At 58.5% G+C, this 23,741-nt stretch carries 20 protein-coding genes; 9 read left to right on the forward strand and 11 right to left on the reverse strand.

Going from position 1 to position 23,741, the window contains the following annotated elements; translation table 11 throughout:
* The first annotated feature begins 14 nt into the window (after nt 1-14).
* From RTCIAT899_RS23750 to RTCIAT899_RS23765, 4 genes are all read left to right on the forward strand, one after another.
* Complete coding sequence (locus RTCIAT899_RS23750; RefSeq protein ID WP_015342347.1) at nt 15-1,538, forward strand: ABC transporter ATP-binding protein; 1,524 nt, start codon at nt 15-17, stop codon at nt 1,536-1,538.
* Nucleotides 1,535-2,215: an energy-coupling factor transporter transmembrane component T family protein gene (locus RTCIAT899_RS23755; RefSeq protein ID WP_041678345.1), complete on the forward strand. Its 681-nt coding sequence runs from the start codon at nt 1,535-1,537 to the stop codon at nt 2,213-2,215. Before RTCIAT899_RS23750 ends, RTCIAT899_RS23755 begins: the two co-directional genes overlap by 4 nt.
* Nucleotides 2,205-2,837, forward strand: coding sequence for a phosphoribosyltransferase family protein (locus tag RTCIAT899_RS23760; protein ID WP_015342349.1), 633 nt, complete (start codon nt 2,205-2,207; stop codon nt 2,835-2,837). The genes RTCIAT899_RS23755 and RTCIAT899_RS23760 overlap by 11 nt, the downstream gene beginning before the upstream one ends.
* 294 nt (nt 2,838-3,131) lie before the next feature.
* Nucleotides 3,132-3,752 (forward strand): YdeI/OmpD-associated family protein, encoded by a 621-nt coding sequence (locus RTCIAT899_RS23765; protein WP_015342350.1) that lies wholly within the window; start codon nt 3,132-3,134, stop codon nt 3,750-3,752.
* A 68-nt stretch (nt 3,753-3,820) separates the two neighbouring features.
* On the opposite strand, the gene RTCIAT899_RS23770 is transcribed toward RTCIAT899_RS23765, so the two are convergent.
* Both RTCIAT899_RS23770 and RTCIAT899_RS32610 read right to left on the reverse strand, forming a co-directional pair.
* Nucleotides 3,821-5,380, reverse strand: coding sequence for a glycosyltransferase family 39 protein (locus tag RTCIAT899_RS23770; RefSeq protein WP_015342351.1), 1,560 nt, complete (start codon nt 5,378-5,380; stop codon nt 3,821-3,823).
* Nucleotides 5,381-5,955: 575 nt separating this feature from the next.
* Nucleotides 5,956-6,297, reverse strand: a complete 342-nt coding sequence (locus RTCIAT899_RS32610; RefSeq protein ID WP_015342352.1) for a hypothetical protein — start codon at nt 6,295-6,297, stop codon at nt 5,956-5,958.
* On the opposite strand from RTCIAT899_RS32610, the gene RTCIAT899_RS23780 reads away from it, so the two are divergent.
* Nucleotides 6,298-7,587 (forward strand): MFS transporter, encoded by a 1,290-nt coding sequence (locus RTCIAT899_RS23780; RefSeq protein WP_015342353.1) that lies wholly within the window; start codon nt 6,298-6,300, stop codon nt 7,585-7,587.
* Between the two features lie 69 nt (nt 7,588-7,656).
* Here RTCIAT899_RS23780 and RTCIAT899_RS23785 read toward each other — a convergent pair whose 3' ends face one another.
* The 4 genes from RTCIAT899_RS23785 to RTCIAT899_RS23800 all read right to left on the reverse strand — a co-directional run bounded on the left by RTCIAT899_RS23785 (nt 7,657) and on the right by RTCIAT899_RS23800 (nt 14,552).
* Nucleotides 7,657-8,241 (reverse strand): IMPACT family protein, encoded by a 585-nt coding sequence (locus RTCIAT899_RS23785; RefSeq protein ID WP_041678132.1) that lies wholly within the window; start codon nt 8,239-8,241, stop codon nt 7,657-7,659.
* A gap of 503 nt (nt 8,242-8,744) precedes the next feature.
* Nucleotides 8,745-10,841 carry a carboxy terminal-processing peptidase gene (locus RTCIAT899_RS23790; protein ID WP_041678133.1) on the reverse strand — a complete coding sequence of 699 codons (2,097 nt, stop codon included), beginning with the start codon at nt 10,839-10,841 and terminating at the stop codon, nt 8,745-8,747.
* 544 nt (nt 10,842-11,385) lie between these two features.
* Nucleotides 11,386-12,435 carry a porin gene (locus RTCIAT899_RS23795; protein ID WP_015342356.1) on the reverse strand — a complete coding sequence of 350 codons (1,050 nt, stop codon included), beginning with the start codon at nt 12,433-12,435 and terminating at the stop codon, nt 11,386-11,388.
* 644 nt (nt 12,436-13,079) lie between these two features.
* The gene (locus RTCIAT899_RS23800; RefSeq protein WP_041678346.1) at nt 13,080-14,552 is read right to left on the reverse strand and encodes a nucleobase:cation symporter-2 family protein; all 1,473 of its coding nucleotides are present in this window, start codon (nt 14,550-14,552) and stop codon (nt 13,080-13,082) included.
* Between the two features lie 330 nt (nt 14,553-14,882).
* Here RTCIAT899_RS23800 and RTCIAT899_RS23805 point away from each other — a divergent pair, with 330 nt between their 5' ends.
* The 3 genes from RTCIAT899_RS23805 to RTCIAT899_RS23815 all read left to right on the forward strand — a co-directional run bounded on the left by RTCIAT899_RS23805 (nt 14,883) and on the right by RTCIAT899_RS23815 (nt 18,147).
* A complete protein-coding gene (locus RTCIAT899_RS23805) occupies nt 14,883-15,179 on the forward strand; it encodes a hypothetical protein (protein ID WP_041678347.1) in 297 nt (98 codons plus the stop codon).
* 370 nt (nt 15,180-15,549) lie between these two features.
* Nucleotides 15,550-17,178, forward strand: coding sequence for a thiamine pyrophosphate-binding protein (locus RTCIAT899_RS23810; RefSeq protein WP_015342360.1), 1,629 nt, complete (start codon nt 15,550-15,552; stop codon nt 17,176-17,178).
* Between the two features lie 327 nt (nt 17,179-17,505).
* The gene (locus tag RTCIAT899_RS23815) at nt 17,506-18,147 is read left to right on the forward strand and encodes a Pr6Pr family membrane protein (RefSeq protein WP_135488106.1); all 642 of its coding nucleotides are present in this window, start codon (nt 17,506-17,508) and stop codon (nt 18,145-18,147) included.
* Nucleotides 18,148-18,226: 79 nt separating this feature from the next.
* Here the strand turns inward: RTCIAT899_RS23815 and RTCIAT899_RS23820 are convergent, their stop codons facing one another.
* Nucleotides 18,227-19,450, reverse strand: a complete 1,224-nt coding sequence (locus RTCIAT899_RS23820) for an MFS transporter (protein WP_015342363.1) — start codon at nt 19,448-19,450, stop codon at nt 18,227-18,229.
* A 133-nt stretch (nt 19,451-19,583) separates the two neighbouring features.
* Here RTCIAT899_RS23820 and RTCIAT899_RS23825 point away from each other — a divergent pair, with 133 nt between their 5' ends.
* A complete protein-coding gene (locus RTCIAT899_RS23825) occupies nt 19,584-20,177 on the forward strand; it encodes a TetR/AcrR family transcriptional regulator (RefSeq protein ID WP_015342364.1) in 594 nt (197 codons plus the stop codon).
* Nucleotides 20,178-20,244: 67 nt separating this feature from the next.
* On the opposite strand, the gene RTCIAT899_RS23830 is transcribed toward RTCIAT899_RS23825, so the two are convergent.
* The 4 genes from RTCIAT899_RS23830 to RTCIAT899_RS23845 all read right to left on the reverse strand — a co-directional run bounded on the left by RTCIAT899_RS23830 (nt 20,245) and on the right by RTCIAT899_RS23845 (nt 23,647).
* The gene (locus RTCIAT899_RS23830; protein ID WP_015342365.1) at nt 20,245-21,276 is read right to left on the reverse strand and encodes an ABC transporter substrate-binding protein; all 1,032 of its coding nucleotides are present in this window, start codon (nt 21,274-21,276) and stop codon (nt 20,245-20,247) included.
* A gap of 34 nt (nt 21,277-21,310) precedes the next feature.
* Nucleotides 21,311-22,081 carry an ABC transporter permease gene (locus RTCIAT899_RS23835; protein WP_015342366.1) on the reverse strand — a complete coding sequence of 257 codons (771 nt, stop codon included), beginning with the start codon at nt 22,079-22,081 and terminating at the stop codon, nt 21,311-21,313.
* Nucleotides 22,078-22,896: an ABC transporter ATP-binding protein gene (locus tag RTCIAT899_RS23840; RefSeq protein ID WP_015342367.1), complete on the reverse strand. Its 819-nt coding sequence runs from the start codon at nt 22,894-22,896 to the stop codon at nt 22,078-22,080. The genes RTCIAT899_RS23835 and RTCIAT899_RS23840 overlap by 4 nt, the downstream gene beginning before the upstream one ends.
* Before the next feature lie 193 nt (nt 22,897-23,089).
* Nucleotides 23,090-23,647 carry a DJ-1/PfpI/YhbO family deglycase/protease gene (locus RTCIAT899_RS23845; RefSeq protein WP_015342368.1) on the reverse strand — a complete coding sequence of 186 codons (558 nt, stop codon included), beginning with the start codon at nt 23,645-23,647 and terminating at the stop codon, nt 23,090-23,092.
* Nucleotides 23,648-23,741: the final 94 nt, after the last annotated feature.

Below are 23,741 nucleotides of genomic sequence, written 5' to 3' on the forward strand. Positions count from 1 at the left end.
ATCTGGATCGACAAGTGCTCAATATTGCCAATCTGACGATTGGTTTCGGCGGCGCCGCACCGGTGTTTGCCGAGACCAATTGCATGCTTGACGAGGGGCAGCGGCTTCTCGTCTGTGGTGAAGCCGGCAGCGGCAAGTCGACGCTGCTCGGCGTTGCCGCAGGTCTGATCCCACGCCTCATTCCCGTTGCGGAATTCTCCGGGCAGGTGGAACTTGCCGGCCGTCCGCTGCCTTCCCTCACAAAGAGGGAACTCTTCGACACGATCAGCTTCGTGTCGCAAAATAGCGAAGATCAGCTTTGGGATATCTGCGTCGAGGACGTCATCGCCTTTCCGCTGGAAAACAAGGGTGTCGAGCGGAGCGTGATCCGGGACCGGCTCACCGAACTGATGACCGAGTTCGGGCTGGAAGCACTGAGCGGCCGTCGGGTTCTGACCCTTTCGGGGGGCGAACGGCGAATGGTCACCATTGCTGCGGCGATCGTCTCCAGCCCATCGATTCTGGTGCTGGACGAACCGACGACCGGGCTCGATCCGGCCGCACGCGTGCGGTTGTCAAACATCCTGCGCAAAGTGCTGGACAGCACCCCGACATTGCTGATCTCGGAGCAGGACCCTTTGCCGCTCCGCTCCGTAATAGACAGCATTGCCTTGTTGCGCCGTGGCGGCATCTCTCCAAGCATGCCGCCGGAGACGGTGCTCAAACAGGATGCCGCATGGGTCGAGGCCGGCATTTTGCCGCCGATGCGCGGCAGGCCCACGCGGCAGACCGTCGAGCCCGGCCGCTCGCTATTGACCGTTTCGGGATTGGCGAGCCAGCTTTCGCGCTCGCGCGGAGATCCGGTGCTGAAGGACGTGAGCTTCGATGTCCGGGCCGGAGAAGTGCTGGCGCTTATCGGCCGTAACGGTGCCGGCAAGACGACGCTGTTCAAATCGATCCTCGGGCTGACGAAAACCACCTCGGGTTCCATCCTCCTCGACGGGACGAAGGCTGACAATTGGTCGGTCGCCGCGCGAGCCCGCAAGATCGCCTATATCCCCCAAAACATGCGGCATATCTTGTTCAACATGACCGTGCTCGGTGAGGTGATCTTTGCTATCACCGCGTCGAGCGCATCGTCGAGCGACCCCGCCGTCGTCGCGCGCGCGAAGGCGGCGCTGGAGCGCTACGCACTTTCCGATCTGGCGGAAGCCAATCCGTTTGCTTTATCGGCCCGCCAGCAGGCGCTGCTGGGGCTTGCCTGCGCCGATGCCACCGGCGCACTCGTCGCCATCATCGATGAACCGCTTCTAAGCAGAGACATCAAAGGCCGGCAAATGCTGGAGCTTTTCATCTCTTCGATGCAGTCCTCGGGCCGCGCCGTGATGCTGATTTCGCACGATCTGGAACTGGTCGACGATCTGGCCACTCGCCTGATGGTCCTCGACAATGGCACGATCGCATTCGAGGGAGCGCCGGAAGAGGGCTGGAAAAGCAGTCCCTTCCGTTCTCTCGGCTGGCAGGCGCCCTATGATAAGACGGTATGGAGCGTGGCATGACGCGGCTTCATGAGCTCAATTTCTTTATCAAGCTGGGTGTTGCCTTCATCATCATGCTGGCTGCCTGGTTTGCTCCGGATTGGCGGTTCGGCGTACCTCTTGCGCTTGTCTGCCTGGTCCTTCTGTGGGGCCTGAGGGTTCCCGGTCTTCGCGGCTACATCAAGGGTGCTGCTTTGCTGACGGGCATGGTCATGGTGAGCTGGATGATAAATCTCTGGCTGCAGGGTCTTTCAACGCCGCAGGCCCTGCCTGTCGCGGTGGCGATGGCCGCCAGGCTGGTGACGACAACGGCCGTCTTCTATTTCGTCATGGAAACAAGCTCGCCGGGCGAAATATTGGCGGCGGCAAGCGCCGCGCGGCTACCCTCCATTGCCACTCTCGTTCTGTCGCTCACCTTCGGCGTCATTCCGATGCTGCGCGACGATTTCGAGCGCATTGCGGATGCCCAACGTTCTCGCGGCATGGAGATCGACGATGTCGGCCTGCCGACGAAATTGCGCTTTGCATTGGCACGCGGCATCCCGCTGCTCGTTCAGGCGATCCGCATGGCGCATGCCATCTCGTTTTCGCTTACCCTTTACGGGTATGATCTGAAACACAAGCGAACAACCTGGCGCGAGGTTGGCCTGATGGTCGAGCAGCGCCTTAGCATGAAGGATAAGACCTATGAGCTCTGAGACCGCCGACCCGAGAACCGGGCAGAACTGGAAGGTCGACGTCGCCGGCTATACCGTTGATCTGCCTATCGTGGCGATCAAGCCGGATTTTGCCATTTCGCTGATGATGGTCATCGATCTCGGCGTGAGGTTCGGCGAGCATGTCGGCACCAAGCTCGCCGCCAGATTCGCGTCGCTCAAGCCCGATATCGTGGTCGGCACAGCGACGCTCGGCATTCCCGTCGCCATCGAGGTCACCCGGGCACTCGGCCTCAACGACTATGTCGTCCTGCAGAAGTCGCCGAAAATCCACTTGGCGAATGCACTGGAACAACGCATCTCCTCCATCACATCCAAAGGCGAGCAGCGCTTGCTGCTGGACCGCGCCGCAATTCCCCTTCTCAACGGCAAGCGCGTGCTTGTCGTCGACGACGTGGTCGCCTCCGGATCGAGCCTCAAGGGCTCGCTGGAACTGGTGCGCAAGGCCGGAGCCGAGGTCGTCGGCGTTGGCGTCATTCTGACGGAAGCCCGCGATTGGCGCGAGACGCTGGGATCCGATTGCGATCTCATTCAGAGCCTCGCCCATATCCCGCAATTCTCCAGGACCGGCAATTCCACTTGGGAGCCGATCCCCGGCACTTGAACTTTCCGCAACGACTGGGGCGGTATCTTGGATCGTGGGGTGCTCGTCATCGACCCGAGCAGCCGACTGTTCTACACATGGAATTTCGCACATGATGATCCGGCTTCGGGCCGGATCAGAAACAGGGCTACGGAGGTGCCAAGGCGGGGATGGCGTAGGTTGAGGCTATTGCTGGCAAACCCGGGATGCAATCATGCGAGCATGGCCCAGCCACTTGCTTTTATCAGGCCTTTGTCTTGCTCTGGCTGACGGCGTGGATGCTTCAGATAGCCGAATTATAAAGTGGATGAGGACATGATTACCGATATCGAGGACTTCTTTGCCAAAGGATGCGGACGCTGCGAACGTTTTGCGACACCGGACTGTTCCACCAGGCAATGGGTTGACGGTCTGAACGAACTGCGCCGAATCTGTCTGGAGGCCGGGCTCGTCGAGACGGTGAAATGGGCCCATCCATGCTACATGCACGCGGGTCGTAACATCGTCATCATCGGCGCCTTTCGCGGCGATTTTCGCCTCACTTTCTTCAACGCGGCGCTGATGAAGGACCCTGAGGGCGTGCTTGAAAAGCAAGGGCAGAATACCCAGCATCCCGATATGATCCGCTTCGTGAGCAACGCCGCCGTGGCCAAGATGGAGCCCGTCATCCGAGCCTATCTGGAGGAGGCGATGGGATATGCGGAGGCCGGCATCAAGCCTGCAAAAGAGGTGGGTGAAATTGAATTGCCGGACGAGCTGATCGAGGCGCTGGATTCCGATCCCGAGCTGGCGGAAGCTTTCCACGATCTGACGCCGGGGCGAAAGAAAAGCTATGTGATCAACCTCGGCTCCGTGAAGAAATCCGAAACGCGGGCCGCGCGGATTGCCAAGTTTCGCAATCATATTCTTGCCGGGAAGGGCGCGCTGGAGCGCTAGCCGGCAATTGATGTCTCCTGCTTCTTGATCATCTCATCGATGAGTTCGAGCCGCTGCGCAATCTCAAGTCAGTTCGGTTTGGGATAATACCAAGCATAACCAAAGTGATAACGATCCGGCTCCTTGCCGTAGTAATAGGGAAGGGCAATGTCCTGCTGCGGCGGCAGTTCTGCCGCCGTCCCGTATTTCGACGTCAGCCATAGCTGCAGTGCGTTTGGCATGGTTGATTGATGCCCGTCCCGTTCGTTCCAGACCAATAGGACCGGTCCATCGCCTATGACCTGGCGGGTGAGATCCGACGCAGGATATTCCGTCGATATGACCGATGTGTGCGGCATGTTCACCCGCAGGTTACCGGCCTTGAGCCAGGTCGTCGTGACGACCGCCGAGGGTTGTTTTCCTTCTGCGGTGACGACCTTATCAACGAAGGTGGCATAGGGCGCGTTCAGATGCTCATAAGAATGGAAAAACCGCGCAAAAACGACACCTCCGGCTATGATCAGCGGCAGCGCAATCATCATGACGATGGGTAGATAAAGGAATTTCTTTATATCGGCCTGGCTTTGCTGTCCCGCTGCATCGAGTTTCAGACAGAAGTAGGCCGGCAGCAGAAACAGGAAGGGGAGCAGCCAGCGGTCGCGAAACTCCGTAAGCGTGATCACTAGTATCAACACCAGCAGGATCGCGACGGTGCTTAAAAGTATTCTGTCAACGAAATCGCTCCATTCACTTCTGGCCCGCAGCGAACGCAGGAATGATTGACGGAAGAACAGCAGAAAGATCACGCTCGTGGGAGCAATGATGGCGACGCTCGTCTTTATCAGCTCCAGAAGTCCGAAACCGATATCGGAAAGCTTTCCGCCGGCGCCTTGCTCCGACATGGTTTGGACAGTCGTTGTCAGGACCCGATCCATGTTGGACACCATCCATATCGCGTGCGGGAGGAACACGAGAACGGCGATTGCGAGCGTCAGCAGGAGGCGCCAGTCCAGGAGCCTTTTTCGCCCGACCGGATGAAAGAAGGTCGCGATGAGGACACTGCCAATCACCAGAGCGAAATTGTACTTCGTCAGCATGCCGAGCCCGGCCCAAAGCCCGATCAGCGCGTAGGAGAGGACTGTCGGGCGACGGATGGTGACGATGACGAAATAGATCAACATGAGCACCGCAAGCAGGGTGCCGACGGTATGCGTCAGGTCTCTCTGCGCCTGCCAGAACATCTGTGGCATCGTCAGGAGCGATAGCGTTCCGACCGCCGCCAGCCTTTTGTCGGCCAAGAGCAATCGCAGAAGCTTGTAATAGGCGAGATAGACCAGGAAAAGCAGAAGATTCTTCACGATGACGAGCGATGCGACACTCGTGCCGAAAATTTCGAAGATGCCGTACTGAATCCAGTTGTAGAGCGGCGGCTGGGCGTCGTAGCCCCAGGCGAGCCATTGGCCGACGAGAAACTGCTGCGCTTCGTCGATCCGCAGCGAGCTCGATATGGCAATGCGGATGGCTGCCTGGACGATGAAATATATCGCCAGGCTCCAGGTTACCCACCAATATTCGGAGGATGACCTGCTGTCGATTGATGCAGTCTGCTGTCCGGCGCCGGCAAGACTGTCTTTTCCCAGGGGATTCATCCGGTTCTCCGTGCGATTGCCAAGATCGTTGCACGGCCATCTCATGGATGGAGCGACAGCACAATCGTTTTCAGTGGGATTTCTAGGGTTGGCATGTCGAGGATAGATCTAATTCCTCAGATATCGTTCCCGAGCAGCCGGGGTCATTAAAGTATCCTCGTCATTCATTGCATTCAGCTTTCCGACATCATGCCGGTCGAATTCGCATGGTCAATAATTGACGAGGGCTGCGGGAGTATGAAGGCCACACCCGGCGCCAACAATAAATTTTCTCTGAATGTTGCCGTAATCTCTTTGAGATCAGTTGTCAAACATACCGAATGTATGTATATAGAACCCAAGCTTGGGCGAGGGGCGCTTTTCAAACTCCGAGTCCGACCGCCATCCGACACTCTGTGTCGGTAGCCGCAGCCCATCGTTCCAATCCGATGCGGCTGTCCACCCCGATCGGTTGACCTCCGATCAAGACGAGAAGGATTCGGCTTTCCCTCCGAATCCTTCTCTTTTTTTGAGCTGCTTGGACTTTTGCCTTCTGCATGGACGCGGAAATAGGCTCCGTCTCGAAACACTCGATCCTATCGAGTTTGACCCAAGCGAACATGCCCCTCGACTTTATAGAGGTTTACCGTCTGCTGTTCATGCGGCTGGCTGCCGTAATTCCTCGATCTGCCCGCGGAGCCAGCGATGCGCCGCACTCGATCGCGGCGATACCAGGTCCGGACGAATGGAAAGCTCGGCAGGACGAAGGGCACCTCAGGACATAGACGGACGGCAATACGCTCGGCCAGGACATCGCGTTCGCGACGGCGCATTTGAGAGCACTGGCCAGGCCCGCCTGCATCCATTTTAAATGTTGCGGAACCTTTTGCCATCAAGCGCTTTTCATTTGACGATTTCAGGAACCATGTGGTTGTCATTTGTCACGCTCATCCCCCAACGACCACCAGCAAGCCCGAGCTCTCATCCCACTTGGATTTCTGAATTTCTTCATGGCCGATGTTCAGGCGGGCATCGGCCCGTTCCTCGGCGTTTTCCTCGTTGCTCATGGCTGGCAAAGCGGCTCGATCGGCTCCGTCATGACGATCGGCGGAATTGCGGGGATGGTGATGATGGCCCCTGCCGGAGCTTTCATCGATGAGACCACGCATAAGCGCACATGCGTGATCGTGCTTGGCATCTGCACTGTCCTCGCCTCGATGATCATATTGGTGTCGCAGCTCTTCTGGGTCGTGGCGCTGTCGCAGGTTGCGACCGCTATTGCCGGCGCCGCGATCGGGCCAGCGCTTAATGGCATTACTCTCGGCATTGTCCGGCAGGCGGGCTTCAATCGGCAGAATGGTTACAATCAGGCATTCAATCATGCCGGCAACCTGATCGGCGCCGGGCTGTCGGGATGGCTCGGCTGGATGTTCGGGCTTACTGCCGTGTTCTGGCTGTCAGCCGTCTTCGGCGTGCTGACTATCATTTCCGTGTTGATGATCCCATCCGATGCGATCGACGATGATGAAGCGCGTGGCGCGACCCTTGCTGCCGTTGGTCCGATAGAGGAAACGGAGCCTCCCAGACACCGAAAACCGAGCGGCTTCAGGGTGCTCGCAGAATCGAAGCCGCTGCTGATCCTGGCTGGCGCGCTTGCATTGTTTCATCTTGGCAACGGCGCGATGTTGCCATTGTTCGGGCTGGCTGTCGTCTCCGCCGGTCAGGCCGATCCCGCGGGCTTCGTCGCGCTGACGGTGGTGGTGGCGCAGGGCATCATGATCATCACTTCTCTGATCGCGATGCATATGGCGGAAAGAAGAGGGCAATGGCTCGTGCTGCTGGTTTCGTTCGCCTCCTTGCCGATCCGCGGCTTCGTGGCGGCGCATCTGATTACGTCCTGGGGTGTCTATCCCGTTCAGGTTCTCGATGGTATCGGCGCGGGCTTGCAAAGCGTTGCCGTGCCGACGCTCGTCGCCCGCATCCTGAACGGAACCGGCCGTATCAATGTCGGCCAGGGTGTCGTTATGACCATGCAAGGGGTCGGCGCATCCCTGAGCCCGGCGATCGGCGGCTGGCTGGCGCAGGAGATCGGTTACAGTCTGATGTTCATGATCCTCGGCAGCTTTGCGCTCGGGTCGATTGCGCTTTGGGTAGGGTTTCATGGGGTGCTGCGCGTGGCCGCTTCCGCGCCGGGGCGACCTCAGGGCGTCGTGTTCTCAGGCGATTGATTGCCTATCTCCGCCCTATTGCGGGGCCAGGAAAGCGTCATCCTTTGGGCATATCCCTGAGCGCTCCGATCAATCGAGTTTTACCGTGGCGCGGCCGCTCGTGAGATCCCGAATAGTGTCAAAAACCTGTTCGGCGAGCGACGCGGCTATGGTCACGCTGAGCAGAGCTCCGGATTCGGTGAAACGCTCTTCCAGAACCTGCACGCCGGCCTCGGTATGAAGTTTCGCTTTTACGAGAGCGAGGTGCGAAAACTGCACATCGATCGTTGCTGCGATGGTTGGAAGTATTTCTCTTTTCTCCATGCCTTGCAGACATTGCGCGGCAGTGCCGCCATAGGCGCGGATCAGTCCGCCTGCACCCAAAAGAGTGCCGCCGAACCAGCGTGTCACGACGACGGCGACCATATCCAATTCGAAGCCATCGATGGCCTGGAGGATCGGCTTGCCGGCCGTGCCGCTCGGCTCGCCATCATCGCTGAAGCGATAGTTCTGTCCGATACGCCAGGCCCAGCAATTGTGATTGGCATCTGTGACAGAGCGCTGCGCGACAAACGCCTTTGCTGCCTCGGTATCGGCGATCGGAGCTGCCGTCGCAACGAACCGGCTTCGCTTGATTTCCTGATTGGCGGTGGCGATCGAAACAAGCTCAAACATATCGCCTCTTAGCCAATTTCGTGCACGCTGCGAAGAGGCAGTTGCCGCCGCCCGAAAAGACATGCGGTGGCGCGCGGCGAGGTAAAAATGATGAGCATAGCCGTGGAAAGTATCCAAGGTCTTCGATGGCGTAGCCGAAGCTCGTTGAGCATGATCCAGGCGGGGAAAGCTCTGCCTCATTTGCATGAGGCAGAGCAGAGAGCCTTATCGGCGCCTCGTGCGAAACTTTGTTGGGGGCGCAAGTATTCGCACGCACACAGTGTACAACGGCTAGCTGAAACGTAGCTGAGGCTCTGAAGCTCCATGATCTCAGGTCTTCGACCTAAAATCCGAATTCGCCTTGAAATCAAGGCGATAGAACGGGAGATCGCCCGAAAGCCATCCACACTTTCTAGCATTTTGATTTAGCCGCGAGTCTCATGCACTCGCAGCCGCCGAGGCGGTCGACGTCACGTCGGCGACGTCGATTCCCCGGCCGTGAGAGGCAGGATGGAACTCTGTGACTACTTTGCCGCGGCCCTGGACATGCCGGCCTGGAGGTCAGCCTCATCGGCAACGATGGAGGCCGCCTCGTTCTGCAGGATATCCTTTGCGTTCTTGCGGGCCTTCTCGATGGCGATATCGGCGCTCAAGCTGCGCTCATTGGCCTGCAGGCCATCATCCTCGCCGGTATCGATGCCATCATTCGCCTGCCCGCGCGCCTTGATGCGGTTTGCCTGGGCGGTCAGCTCGTTGCGGCGTTCGGCTTCGTTGAGGGAGATGACCTTCTTGTCGCGCTGCTCTTTCAGCGTGGTGACGTCTTCCATGAAGCGCTTATATTCCGGATCATCCTTCACTCGCGCGTCATGACGGCTTTGCAGCTGCGGCAGCAGCGCCTGGAGGTCACCCCAGGGCTTGTAGTTCGCAGGCTTCACCTGCGTCCAAGGCAGCGCGTTGTCGTAGCTGGATTCGCCGAAGGCTTTGAGGTCCGAAATTCCGGGCAGGCTGATATCCGGCGTCACGCCGCGCAACTGCGTCGTACCGCCGTTGACGCGGAAGAATTGAGCGACGGTCAGTTTCAGCTCGCCGAATTTCGGTTTCTGATTGTGGGCCACCTGATCGAGATTAACAACGGTTTGCACCGTGCCCTTGCCGAAGCTCGGTTCGCCGATGATCACGCCGCGACCGTAATCCTGGATCGCTGCGGCGAAGATCTCGGAGGCCGATGCCGAGCCGCGATTGATCAGCACGCCGACCGGGCCGGTCCAGGCCGGAGTGGCAAGATCATCGCTCTCGACCTCCACCTCGCCGCCCGCATCGCGCTGCTGGACGACAGGACCCTTGCCGACGAAGAGCCCCGTCAGGTCGATCGCTTCCGACAGCGAGCCGCCGCCATTATTGCGCAGGTCGATCAGGACGCCGTCGACCTTCTCCTGCTTCAACTCGCCGAGAAGCTTGGCGACATCGCGGCTGGCGCTGCGGTAATCCTTGTCGCCCTTGCGCCGGGCTTCGAAATCCTCATAGAAAGCCGGCAGAGTGATCACGCCGATCCTGCGCGTCGTGTTGCCGTCCTTCACGGACAGGATCGTCTGCTTGGCGGCCTGTTTGTCGAGGCTGATCTTGTCACGGACGAGACTGATGACGTGATGCTTGCCGTCCGGCCCGGCATCAGAAGGCAAAATGTCGAGGCGCACGACCGAACCCTTAGCGCCGCGTATCATCTGCACGATTTCATCGAGCCGCGTGCCGACGACTTCCTTGATCGGGCCGTTCTCGCCTTGACCGACACCGATGATGCGGTCACCGACCGCAAGCTTGCCGGACAATTGCGCCGGGCCGCCGGCAACCAGTTCGCGGATCGTCGTATAGTCGTCCCTTTCCTGCAGCACCGCGCCGATACCGACCAGGGAAAGTTTCATCGAAATATCGAATTCCGCCGAGGCGGTCGCGCCGAAATAGTCGGTGTGCGGATCGACTGACGTCGTATAGGCGTCCATGAACGTCTGAAAGACATCGTCGTTCTTGTATTTATAGGCGCGCTCCAGCGAGTTTTCGTAACGCTTGTCCAGCGTATCGCGAATGGCGGCATCATCCTTGCCGGCAAGCTTCAGGCGCAGCCAGTCGTTCTTGACGCGTTTGCGCCAGAGATCATCGCTTTCAGCTTCGGTTTGTGGCCAAGGCTCCTTGTCACGCGCAAGCGCGTAGTCTTCCTTGGCGGTAAAGTCCAGCTTCTGGTTGAGCAGGCTGCGCGCATAGGTCATGCGATCGACGACGCGCTGCTCGTAGACGTTGAAGATGGAAAACGGGATATTCAGGTCTTCCTGATTGATGGCGTCATCGATCTTGGTGCTGCCCGCCATGAACTTGTCGATATCGCTTTGCAGGAAGATGACACGATCCGGATCGAGGGACTTGATGAAGCGATTCATGATCCTGGCAGACAGGACGTCGTCGAGCGGAACGGGCTTGTAGTGGAAGCGCTGCAGAAATTGCGCCGTCAAATGAGCGGCCTGTGCCTGCTGTGGCAGCGGTGTCAAAACTGGCGGTGAACCGGCTTCCAGAGCATATGCCGATGACGCAAATGCCAGGAACAGGCAGAAGAAACCATATTTCGTACGCATCAAGTCTTGGCCCGATTCTCAACGTTAAATGTTCAATCTATAATCTAGGTGGAACAATTATGGTTTTTTGGCAACCGGACAGATGCTTTCCGTCGGGAAAGATTCTCGAAACATTTGCGTTACGCGAGTGCGAGGATCGTCAACACATCCGCAAATACGAAGCTGGATCTACCGGATTCGACCTTGAGGTGCCGTAGAAGATGCTGCGCGAAACGTTTCTTGGCCATGCCGAGGTCCGTGTATCGTCTTTGAATCTTGAGGGTCGGAGGATCTTTCCTAGATCTCGCGACGGGCAATGTACGATAACGGAAGGGATCGCGAAAACGGTATTCGCCCCGGGCGCGCCTTCATCGCAGTAGGCGCAGGCCATCAGGCCGAAAAGTTTCGCGTCGGTAACGCGTGCGCTTCCTCTCGCATAGCAGGGAGGCGCGTGTCATGCGGATTGGATATGGCAGCCGGTACGGCTTTAACGAATTGTGGAAGAAGACCCGGAGGGAAACCAGGTCTTCTTCCGTCTCTGATCGGAGGTCTAGTTCAGATCAGATTAGAAGCTGCGCTCGAAGCGGAGAACGCCAGCCCACTGGTCCTGATTGATGGAGTCCCAGTTGGTGTAGGTGACTTCCGGCTCGATGAGCAGGTTCTTGACCGGCTTCCACTTGACGTTCGTGGTTGCCGAGAAGGTCTTGTTGTCGGTGTAGGCGAGCTGGAGGTTCCACTTCAGCTTTTCGTTGACCGGAACGCCAACGCCGCCCCAGACGGCCCAGTCGCCCCAGCTCTGGCCGATCGAATCGCCATTGGCATACTTGTTGAGCTTGTCGCCGTCGGTGTTCCAGCCGCCCATCAAGAAGGCGTCGAATACGCCGAAGTCAGCGTCTACGCGAGCCTTGATGGCGCCTTCTTCGACGATCGAGTCATAACCGCCAACGATCTTGAAGCCCCATGCGCCAGCCTTGTAGCCAACACCGGCAACAACGTCAGGCAGGTAGTGGTTGGTGCTGTCTTCGCCGTTTGCGCCAGTTGCACCCTTACCGGAGTTCGAGTCTTCGACCGAGATCACAGCCGTGAAACCGTTGCCGGCGTCGTAGTTGTAGGTGATCTGGTTCAGTTCGTACGGGCCATCACCGATCACGTCGTCGTTGATGACGTCGCCGGCATAGCCGGTGAAGACGTTGAACTGCGAGTCTTCCTTACCAACGGTGAAGCCGCCGAGGCTGATGCTGGCGTGCAGCAGGTTGGTAGCCGTTGCGCCGCCGTCATTCCAGTCCCAACGCAGCTCGGTGTTGGTCTTCAGCGGGCCGTATTCGGTGTCGGTTGCCGTCTGCAGCTGCAGCTCAGCACGAGTGTGCCAGAGAGTGCCATTGTGGCTGTCTGGGCTGTAGGCGTCGTACCACTTGCCTTCGGTACGAACCTTACCGCCGATCTTGAGGCAGGTTTCCGTGCCTGGAATGAAGAAGTAGCCAGCACCGTAGGCGTCGCAGATGCGAACGTATTCCAGCGGCTCGGGCTCAGCAGCGACGATCGCGTCAGCCGCGTGGGCACCGGATACTGCTGCCAGCGCAGCAGCGGAGCCGAGAAGAAGGCTCTTGATATTCATTTTTTCTCCAATCGATTTGCCGGATCGGAACGTAGCCGGAGGTTTTCCACCACGTTCATCAATTAGGCGTTCCCTCTAACCGAAAGCCCGAAAGACTTTCGTGGTGGCACGCTAGCGGGGCTTTTGACGCATCGGAATAGAATAATTCGAAGTTATAAAGTAATTATCGTCATAAATTCGTCAAAGATGCAAAAATACACCATAAAATCACGCGATCTTAGTATGTATATGAAGTATATTAGAAACCTATACGTAATAAACGTACAAAATGTATGTTAATAATCGAAAATTCCGCAAAAATAGTAAGTAAAGAATACAAACTATACCATAATTACTGAGGTGTGGGGGCAGGGCGAATCCTGATGCAATCTCACTCAAGTCAGTTAGAGGGATTGCAGAAGGATCGGAGATCGTGGTCTACGACCTGTCAATCTGCTGGTGGAGAGGCGAAAGTGCCGCTCGGCAGTGCGCCTGAAGCCGAACTTGGCCGCAGGCCACCTGCGCTCGGGCAATACTTCAGCAGCTGATGTCCCCCCGCCAAATGACTGGATTGCGAGACCGGCGCGATTGTGAGACCGTCCGGCCCGCAAGGTTTTCAGCCGTGCAGAATGCTTTGAAGCCGCCGAAGCAGGTCCCTCTGTGCGTTAATGGGCTTCCGCGGGGACAAATGGAACTTCCGCGCCTTTGGCATCGTAAAGCTTGCCATTCAGGAAATAATCGCCGTCATGCAGGCCGGCAATGTCCTGATAGCGGATCAGACGTTCCGTTCCCGCAGCGAAGACCGATTGCTGATCCGAGTTTCCGGTCGTCAGGTGGTTGAACAGGAGGTTCAGCATGATCGCCATCAATGCCGCCGAGCTGATACCGGAGTGGAAGATGGTGATGACCCATGCGGGAAAATGCTCATAGAAGCCAGGCGACGCGATCGGGATCATGCCGAAGCCGATCGAGGTCGCCACGATGATGAGATTCATGTTGTTCTCATAGTCGACCTTGGCGAGTGTGCGGATACCACTTGCCGCGACCGTCCCGAAGAGGACGAGCCCCGCCCCGCCGAGGACGGAGCTCGGAACGGCAGCGACGATGCGGCCGACGATCGGCAGCAAGCCGAGGGCGACGAGAAAAAGGCCGCTGGTCGCCACGACAAATCGGCTCTTGATGCCGGTCACGGCCACAAGGCCGACATTCTGGGCAAAGGCGCTCTGCGTGAAGGAGCCGACGACCGGGGCGAGGATGCTGGACAGCATATCGGCGCGCAAGCTGTCGCCGAGCCGGCGCGCATCGACCTTGGTGCCGACGATCTCGCCGACAGCGAGAATATCCGCCGAGGTTTCGACCAGTGTCACCATGATGACGATGCACATCGAGATGATCGCCGCCATATCGAACACGGGATAGCCAAAATGGAATATCTGCGGCAGGGCGACAAGCGGCCCGTTCATCACCCGCGAGAAGTCGGCAATGCCGGCTGCATAGGCGATCCCCGTACCGATGATGATGGCGAGCAGGATCGAAAGCCTGGATATGGTGGCGCTCCCCAGCTTGCTGAGCAATAGCACGATCAAGAGTGTTGCGGCGGCGAGCAGGACATTGGCCTGGCTGCCGAAATCCGGTGCATTCCTTGTGCCGCCCATGGCCCAGCCCGCTGCGACCGGCATGAGGGTGAGGCCAATGGTTGTTATGACGATGCCGGTTACGATCGGCGGGAAGAAGCGCGTGATGCGCGAAAAGACGGGCGTGATGAGGAGCCCGATGAAGGACGCCGCAATGACCGCGCCGAGAACGGCCTGGATGCCACCATGTCCGGTAATGGCAATCATCGTCGCGACGCCGGAAAAGGATACGCCCTGTACGAGGGGAAGGCGGCTCCCGAAAAATGGTATCCCGATCGTCTGCAGGATGGTCGCGAGACCGCCGGCAAACAGCGATGCCGTTACGAGCAGACCGACATCGGCCGGTGTCAGGCCCGATGCCTGGCCGATGATCAGCGGGACTGCGACGATGCCGCCATACATGGTCAGGACATGCTGAAGGCCATAAGCCAGATTGGCGCCAAGGTTGAGCTTTTCATCTTCGGGGGACGGGCGTGCGGTATTTTCCTCTGCTGCTATTGCCAAGGTAATCTCCTCCATACCTTTGCGTTTCTCGTTTCCTCCAAACGAGCGTTGCACGTTACGGTGTGTGTCGTCTCATGACTTTATAGAAAAATGCGAAACACCTTATCTGAAGCTCGCATCCCTTTTCATGGAAAGACTGCAGTCCCTGTGAACGTTCGAAAATGACGGATCTCTATTCAGCTGAAATCGGACGAAAACTCATCTGCCTCCGCATCGTCCCGCGGGCTTATGCAGCTGCCGAAACCGATTCAGTCTCGGGAAAGAATAGACGTGCAGAGCCTATATTGGATTTTCGATTCGAATATCGTTCAGAAGATTTGGATGAATTATATGAGTGAATACCAAAATAAGGCCGTCAGGATGCTGGCATCGACTGTAGGCGATGAGTCTCTGATGGATTTGAATGATCGCAGAGATGCGTTTCTGTGCCGCGCTCTGGAGCTTTATTTTGCCGCTGGCGGCACCGAAGCGGCTATCAAGCCGATGGTTGAGAAAGTCTATTCGAAGAACAAGCCGCGCGTGGATATAGCCGTCGGCGATGTGCTCTATAAATTGGCCGGCATCGGTCACGCATGCGATATTGATATCATACAGGCAGGTTACAATAAGCTCGATGATGCCAAGTAGACATTTGTCGGCGAGGAGCATCATCTTCCCCGATAGGACGGGGCAAGTTCCTTCCTTGGCCATATGAATTTTGCGAACGAGCCCGTTCGCCTTTGTGGATGCCTCGGGTTTGCCCGGACAGCAACATTGCCGTCTCTGTGCCTGCGTCCCTTATACCACGCCGGGATGACGCCGCATCATCGGCCTGAAGCGACGCATGCTGAAATCGCCACATTTATCCATGCGTGAATTGTGCGCAACATACGACAATGAAGCGATTATCTTGTATTAACAAGGGGAACTCGTCTCCAAATCGCGCACCTCTTGCATGACCTTCCTGATATTCTGAGCATCAACGATCTGACGCGCTGCGGGAGGGGAAAATACTTAAATGACCGACAATGCGATCTATGTATACCAGTCGATCGCGAGGGCGATTCGCGATCACGATGTTGGCACGATGTTCGGTCTCATGGGGGATGCCAATCTCTTTATTATCGACCATTATGTGCGCGGATGCGGCGGCCGTTTCGTGCCGGCAGCGCATGAGGGTAGTTCGGTCCTGATGGCGCTTGCCTATGCCCACGTCGCAGGCAGGGTGGGCGTGGCGAGCGTGACCCACGGTCCGGCTTTGACCAATTGCGTCACCGCGCTCACTGAAGGCGCCCGCGGTTCCATCCCCATGGTGCTCCTGGCGGGCGACACGCCGGTCGTCAACCCGCACCATCTGCAAAGCATCGACCAGCGCGAGGTCGTCAAGGCCACCGGCGCCGGCTTCGAGCAGATGCGCTCACCGGAAACTGCAACCCGGGACGTTGCCCGCGCTTTTTACCGTGCGCGGGTCGAGCGGCGTCCGATCGTCTTGAACATGCCGGCCGATTTCATGTGGTGCGAACAGGCTCACGAGCGGGCTGTCTTCGAAGTCTTCGATGCTCCCGGATATGTGCCCGAGGGTGACGCGCTGGACAGGGCCATCGGCATGATCGCTTCGGCAAAGCGTCCGCTCATCCTCGCAGGTGGCGGGGCTTGTGGTGCGCGCGATCAGCTGATCCGGCTGGCGGATCGGCTGGAGGCTCCGCTTGCGACGACCTTAAAAGCAAAGGGGCTCTTCGGCGGCCATCCCTATAATATGGACATTTTCGGCACGCTCAGCACGCCTACCGCCTATGACCTGATTGCCAAGACGGATTGCCTGATCTGTTTCGGAGCGGGGTTGCATGATTTCACTACCGACCGGGGCAAGCTCTTGAAGGGCAAGCGCATCGTCCAGATCGATATGGATGCGCGCGCCATCGGCAAGAACATTCATCCGGATGCAGCCCTGGTAGCCGATGCAGGATTGACGGCAGACAATTTCGTTCATTGGCTGGACGAGGCGGAAATTCCGCCGAGCGGCTTCACGCACGAACTGGATGTCCCCTCGCTCACCACCCACCCATCCGATCAGCGCGGCAAGACGAACACGGGATATGTGAATTACATCTGGGCGCTCGAGGAGCTGGAAAAAGCTCTGCCGAAGAACAGGGTGCTTGTGACCGACGGCGGTCGTTTCATGACCGAGGTCTGGTGCCGAATTTCCGTCAGCGACCCGAGGAGCTTCGTGGTGACGGCAAATTTCGGCTCGATCGGCCTTGGGTTGCAGGAAGCAATCGGCGCAAGCGTTGCTGCGCCGGATCGGCCGGTGGTGCTTTTCACCGGGGATGGCGGTTTCATGATGAGCGGCGTCAACGAGTTCAATACGGCGGTGCGTCTTGGGCAGGACCTGATCGTCATCGTCTGCAATGATTCCGCCTATGGAGCCGAACATATCCAGTTTCGCGATCGGAAGATGGACCCGGGCCTCACCCTGTTCAACTGGCCCTCGTTTGCTGAGGTCGCGACCGCGCTCGGCGGTCACGGTATTGCGGTCAGCTCGGCCGACGAGCTTGAAAGCGCCCTGGACGCCATCCGGAATCGCAATCGCCCGGTGCTGATCGAGCTGCGCCTCGATCCCAATGACGTGCCGCGCATGCGCATCTGACAATCGTCTCCGAGGGCACGAGAGGCAAAACCGCTTTCAGGGCTCAACATGTCGACATCGACTTGGCCAAGAGCTGTCGTCACCTCATGGCCGAAGGATTTCTTCAGCCGTTCGATGCTTGCTTTTGATTTGCCGCAATCGAATAGTCTTCTGCGAGACGGTATATGTCTCCAATACCGTCGATCTTGCCGCGGAGGTCGGCGGATTGGCGAAAGTTTCAAGGCGCGCCTTGTCCTCAATGAGCTATGGAATTTCGATGAAATCGAGCGAGTCGATGTTGAATTCCCTCAGCCTCCGCTCCGGTGTTAATTCAGCAGGTGAGGCATCGTGGTCGGCTTGATTCGCATCTATCGCTGTCTGCTTGCCCTACTTGCTTTGTCGGGTATCGCGATCTCATATTTCGCTATCATACCGGGCGTGCATGTTTCTCGGCTGGCCATGACGTTGAATTTCTTCAGCTATTTCACCATTCAATCCAATCTTCTGCTCGCCTTGACACTACTTTGCACGCAAATCGCGTCGCGCTCGTCGATTGGCCGATGGGCGAGCAAGCCGTCGATCCGAAGCGCCGTTCTCATTTACGTCGGGATTGCGGGCATCGTTTATGTTTTGATGCTAAGGGACGTTTGGCACCCTCGCGGCTGGCAACTGCTCGGAGACCAGATACTCCATTATTGTGTTCCGGTGCTGTATGCCCTGGATTGGATTTTTCTGAGTGAACGCGGTAGGCTTTCCTGGCGCGATGTGCTCTGGTGGTTGGCTTTTCCCGCAGCCTATTCCGCTTATACGCTTGCGCATGGATATATCTCTCACTTCTACCCATACCCGTTTCTGGACGTTCGCGATATCGGCCTTGAAGCCGTCCTGCTGAACATGGGGCTGCTGGCAGCAGCCTTTCTGGTTTTGGGAGGGGTGCTGACTTTTCTCGACTGGGTCAGCACCCGGCAACGGGTCTTTCGGCGCGCATAGGCTGAGGGAATAGGCAATGTTGTCCCGGGGCACATTCGTCACGGAGCAATATGCCGCCGCAGGCGGCTCTCCCGTCTCCTCATTCGGCCAGCTGCGTAACGGCGGCCGTGCTGGGGGCTCGTGCGCCGGAAAGGCTTGCCTGGCCGAGCGCCACGACGATGACGGCTGCGATGGTTGCCGCGACTGAAACCCAGAAGCCGTTGGCGGGGCCGAAACTATCCACCACCCAACCGGAGACGAAGGCGCCGAGTGCCATGCCGATACCGATGCCGGTCATCACCCAGGTCACTCCTTCCGTCAGCATGGCCTCCGGCACGCGGCGTTCTATCAGTCCGAAGGCAGTGATGAAGGTCGGTGAAATGGCGACGCCGCTGAGGAAAACGGCAAAAGCGAGCAGCGCGACTGAGGTGCCGGCTACAAGAAGCGGCAGGGAGGTGATGGCAAGGATAGTGGCGGCCACCAGCAGCTGACGTTGCAGCGGCATTTTGAGGTTCAGCGCTCCGATGATGAGGCCGACGATGAAGGAGCCGAGCGCATAGACACCAATGACGATGCTTGCGGCACTCGGTTCGCCGAGCTGCTTGGTGATGGCCACAGCACTGACTTCCGCCGTTGCGAAGGTGGCTCCGACGAAGATCAGCGCCAGCGTGATGATCTGGACAGGCCGCTGCCAGATCGCCGAGTGCTGCGGCGCTTCGGCATCGATTGCACGAACCTTCGGCTCTGTCGATCTCTGCATCAGGAAGGCTGCCGATCCGAGCGCGAGGAAGATGGTGCTCGCGACCATTCCGGCTTCCGGGAACAGTGAGACGGCAAGTCCAACGGAAAGGGATGCGCCGGTGATGTAGACGAGCTCATCGGCTGCCGATTCGAATGCAAAGGCCGTGTTCAACTCAGGCCGGTCCCGAAAGATCTCCGTCCAGCGCGCGCGTACCAAGGCAGGGATGCTTGGCATGACGGCCGCGAAAAAGGCCGAGGCAAACAGCACCCAGGCCGGCCAGCCCTGATTCGCCGCGACGACCAGAATGACGAAGGCGACGACCGAGACGATGGTGGCCGGCAAGACAACGGCACTTTGACCGACCCGGTCGACGAAGCGCGATATTTGCGGCGAGACGACAGCATTGGTCAGGGCGAAGGTGGCCGAAACCGCGCCGGCCAGCCAATATTCGCCACGCGTCTGCGACAGCATGGCAACGATGCCGATCGGCGCCATGGCAAGCGGAAGTCGGGCAAGGAAGGCTGCGGCTGAAAAGCCCTTGGCTCCGGGCGCTCGGAAAATCTCTCTATATGGATTGGACATCGGAACATTCCCCGAATTGAACGAGATTGCGTACGCATACGCGGCGTATGTCAATGGATAATTGCATACGTCGCGTATGTCAACTAATATACGCAGCGTATGCCAATGATTGTGAAGAGCCGACGGAGACGCAATGCGCAAACCTCGCAGTGAAATGATTGCCGAAACGCGAGCCAAGCTGCTGACCGCCGCCCGTAAGGCATTCGGTAGCGTCGGCTATGCCGAGGCATCGATGGATGACTTTACAGCGGCGGCGGGGCTGACGCGAGGGGCCCTTTACCACCATTTCGGCGACAAGAAGGGCCTGCTCCAAGCTGTCGTCAGCGAGATCGATGCCGAAATGACCGCAAGGCTCTGTCAGATCTCATCTCGAGCACCGTCACGCTGGCAGGCGTTCGTCGACGAGAATGTCGGTTACGTCGAGATGGCGCTGGAGCCGGAAATTCAGCGCATCATGTTCCGCGACGGTCCGGCCGTGCTCGGCGAACCCTCCGGATGGCCGAGCGCCAACGGCTGTATTGCCACGATTACAGAAAGCCTTCGCTGTCTTCGCGAAGACGGTATCATCGTCGATATTGATCCGGAAGCAGGCGCTCGCCTGATCAATGCGGCGAGCAGCTGCGCGGCGCAATGGATCGCCAATTCGGACGATCCAGAGACGACCTCGAAACGGGCCGTCGGCGCTTTTCGCACCTTTCTCGAAGGATTGCGGATCGAGAAAGAATGATTTGTGTAGCGATGTGACGCCTGAACGACGGTGGCCGTCGAGTTATCGCTTGTCGTCCATTGCGCGATCAGGTCTTTGCGGCCTTAGCAAAGGTCGGATCGAATGTCTTCTCAAAGGGCACATCGGCATTGGCGAGATCGGGATCGAGCGCCTTCAGGACGCCCATCATGGAATTATAGCCTTCCATCGTGACCATGCCGTCCGGTGAATACATTTCCTTGGAATTCTTGAAGGCCTGCATATAGAGGTCGCGATTTCCGAGCAGGTACTCCTCCGGCACGACGCTGGCGACGTCATCCGGGCTTGCCGACGAGATCCACTTCAATGCCTTCATGAAGGCATTGACCGTCTTTTGCGTGGTGATCGGGTTTTCCTTGGCAAACTCGCGCTTGATGTAGACCGTTGCGGCCGGGTTCGGGCCGCCGAAGAGCGCACGGGTGCCGGCCTCGGTGCGCGTATCCAGCAGAACATTGATGTCGCCGTCATATTGCAGTTGCGCAATGACGGGATCGAGATGGGAAAGGCCGTCGATCTGACCGCTCTTGACCGCGGCAACCGCGCCGGCCCCGCCGCCGACGCCGATCAGCGATGCATCGTCGGTCTTCAGTCCGCTCTTCAACATGGCATATTGGAACATCAGTGCCGTCGAGGAGCCTGGCGCGGTCACGCCGATCTTGCGGCCCTTCATGTCCGCCATCGACTTGATCTCGCCGGCGAGATCCTTGCGCATGGCGATAACGATGCCGGGGAAGCGCCCGAGATTGCAGATCGCGACGATATCCTGCCCCTTGTTCTGCATGCGGATGGTATGTTCATAGGCACCGGCGACGACATCGAGGGAGCCGCCGATCAGGCCTTCGAGCGATTTCGAACCGCCGGCGAAATCATTGATGGTGACGTTGAGGCCCTCTTCCTTGAAGAAGCCTTTGCGCTCGGCGATCGTCAGCGGCAGGTAATAGAGCAGCGGCTTGCCGCCGACGCCGATCAATAGATCCGGCTTTTCCGGTTTCGCATCCTGTGCCGCGGCGGGCAAGATGCCTGCAAGCGATGCGCCGATACCGAAGCTTGCCGTCCCGATCAGAAATGTCCTGCGTTCCATGTCCTTGTTCCTCCACTTCGCTGTTCTCAATGCGCTATTGGCCGCGCCAGGCGAGCAGGCGCCTTTCGACCATCGTCATCACCCAGTCCACGAGCAGGACGAAGGCGGTCAAAACGACCATGCCCGCGAAGACGCCAGTCACGTCAAAGACGCCCTCGGCCTGCTGGATGAGGTAGCCGAGGCCGGCGGCCGAGCCCAGATATTCGCCGACGACGGCGCCGACGACAGCAAAACCCACCGATGTATGCAGGCTGGAAAACACCCAGGAAAGCGCGGATGGCAGATAGACATGGCGCAGCAGCTGTCGCTCGTTCATGCCAAGCATGCGGGCGTTGGACAGCACCGGCTGGCTGACTTCCTTGACGCCCTGATAGACGTTGAAAAAGACGATGAAGAAAACAAGGGTGATGCCGAGCGCGACCTTCGACCAGATACCGAGGCCGAACCACAGCGCGAAGATCGGAGCCAGCACGACGCGGGGCAGTGCATTGGCCGCCTTCACGTAAGGGTCGAAGACGGCGGCTATCAGCGGTCGGCGCGCGAACCAGAAGCCGAAGACGATGCCGCCGAAGGCGCCGAGCAGAAAGGCCAGGATCGATTCCGACAGTGTGATCCAGAGATGATACCAGATCGATCCTGAAGCGAACCATTGAAAGACGCGCTGCGCCACCTTGAGCGGGTCGGCAAAGAAGAAGGATATGGTTTTCGGATTGCCGAAAAGGCCGGTATTCGTTGCGAGATGCCAGATAGCCAGGATGGCCACGGCCACCAGGATTTGCAGCAGGAGAAGGAGAGAACGGTTCATGCGATCTCTCCGCTGCTCTGGCGATAGGCGGTCATCACCTCATCGCGCAACGCCTGCCAGATATCACGATGCAGCCGGTTGAATACGGGATCGTGGCGTATCTCGCCGATATCGCGCGGCCGCTCCAGAGCGACCTTGAAATCGCCGATGATGCGGGATTTCGGACCGGCCGACATGATGACCACGCGGTCGGCAAGGGCGATCGCCTCATCGAGATCGTGCGTGACGAACATCACGGCTTTGCGGTCCTCGGACCAGAGTTTCAGCAGGAGGTCGCCCATGATGAGGCGGGTCTGCGCATCGAGCGGACCGAATGGTTCGTCCATCAGCAGCAGCTTGGGATTGCGGATGAGCACCTGAGCGAGGCCGACGCGCTTGCGCTGGCCGCCCGAGAGCATGCGCGGGAAACGATCGGCAAATGTGGCAAGGCCGACGCGCCCCAGCCAATCCCGCGCAATCCGTCTTGCCTCGGCTCTATCCGTCCCCGCGATCTCAAGCCCGATCGCAACATTCTCGAGAACCGTTTTCCACGGCATCAGCGAATCCTGCTGGAAGAGATAGCCCGCCTGTTTATTGATGGATTTCAGCGGCTGACCGAAGACTTCCACCGTGCCGGACGCCGGCGTCAAAAGGCCCGCCGTCGCATTGAGAAGGGTGGATTTGCCGCAGCCCGTCGGACCGACGATGGCCACGAACTCATGCGCTCCCACCTCCAGATTGGTCGCCGCCACGGCATCGAACCGTGCCTTCCCGGCCATTTCAAAGGAAATCGCCATCTGCTTCAGGCTGACCGCCCTCACAGCCTCCATCGTCATGCCCTGCTTTCCTCCCCGATATCCGTCTACCTCCGGCGGCCATCAGGCATTGTCATGTTCGGCCAACAGATCAAAGCATGCCCGGCCAGTCAATATGCGGATTCGCTCCGCTCCCGCTCTGCTGCAGGGAAAAGATGCGAAAGCCCCAGCATTTATCGCCGGGGCTCGGCAAGTTTCACAAGAGATTGGGCGATCAGGCCGCGCGCCGGTGCCGGCCCTCCTGAACCTCCTCGACAATCTTGTCGACGAAGGCCGGAAGATCGTCGGGCGACCTGGACGTGATGATACCCTCATCCGTCACGACCTTTTCGTCCTTCCAGTTCGCGCCGGCATTTTTGACATCCGTCTTGATGGACCAATAGGAGGTTGCGTGGCGTCCCCGCAATGCGTCGGCCTCGACGAGCAGCCAGGGTGCGTGGCATATGGCGGCGACCACCTTGCCGGAATTCAGGAACTCGCGGACGACACGCATGGCGTCTCCTTCGAGGCGCAGCTTGTCGGGATTGATCTGGCCGCCCGGCAGCACCAGCGCATCGAACTGGTTCACGTCGACATCCTTGGCCAGGAGATCGACGTCGACGCTGTCGCCCCAATCGGTCTTGTCCCAGCTTTTGATGCTATCCTTCTTCACGGAGGCAATCTTGACGTCGGCGCCACGCTTCCTGAGTTCGTCGAGCGGAACGCGGAGTTCCGAACGTTCGTAGCCGTCCGTTGCCAGGATGAGGATATGTGCGGAATTGATGGAAGGCATGATCTATCCTTTCGCTGTATCGTTGATCGGATGCCCGTTTCCAAACCCCGGCCGCAGGCAATCGTTCCCCAGTTTCTGTGGGAACCGCAGCGAG

Source organism: Rhizobium tropici CIAT 899 (assembly GCF_000330885.1).
Classification (GTDB): Bacteria; Pseudomonadota; Alphaproteobacteria; order Rhizobiales; family Rhizobiaceae; genus Rhizobium; species Rhizobium tropici.